This is a genomic window from Microbacterium gallinarum, assembly GCF_014837165.1.
In the GTDB taxonomy this organism is placed as follows: domain Bacteria; phylum Actinomycetota; class Actinomycetes; order Actinomycetales; family Microbacteriaceae; genus Microbacterium; species Microbacterium gallinarum.
The window spans coordinates 1-560 of sequence record NZ_JACSPM010000014.1 but is presented as its reverse complement, the minus strand read 5'-3'; the positions used below and the strand labels follow the sequence as shown (position 1 = coordinate 560).

Below are 560 nucleotides of genomic sequence, written 5' to 3'. Positions count from 1 at the left end.
CAGGTCGACGCCGCCACCGGGCAGCCGCTGGTGGACGTCATCCTCGACCAGGCCGGCGCGAAGGGCACCGGCGCGTGGACGGTGCAGACCGCGCTGAACCTGGGCGTGCCCGTCTCCGGCATCGCCGAAGCCGTGTTCGCCCGCTCCCTCTCCAGCCACCCCGAGCAGCGTGCCGTGTCGACAGATCTCCCCGGCCCCGCCGAGGGCCTGTCGGTCGATGACGCCGACGCGTTCATCGAGGACGTGCGCCTCGCCCTCTACGCCTCCAAGATCGTCGCCTACTCGCAGGGGTTCGACGAGATCCGTGCCGGCGCCGCCGAATACGACTGGCAGATCGACCTCGGCGCGGTCTCGAAGATCTGGCGCGGCGGCTGCATCATCCGCGCCCAGTTCCTCAACCGCATCGCGGACGCGTACGGGCAGACGCCCGACCTGCCCGTGCTGCTCACCGCCCCCTACTTCGTCGAAGCGCTCGGCCGCGCCCAAGACGCCTGGCGCCGCATCGTCGCCACCGCCGCGGCAGCCGGCATCCCCGCCCCTGCCTTCTCGTCCTCGCTCGC

Annotated in this window: 1 pseudogene; it reads left to right on the top strand. The window is 72.3% G+C overall.

The features are described 5' to 3' along the window. Positions 1-560: pseudogene (locus H9622_RS15695) on the top strand (NADP-dependent phosphogluconate dehydrogenase); the annotation flags it as partial.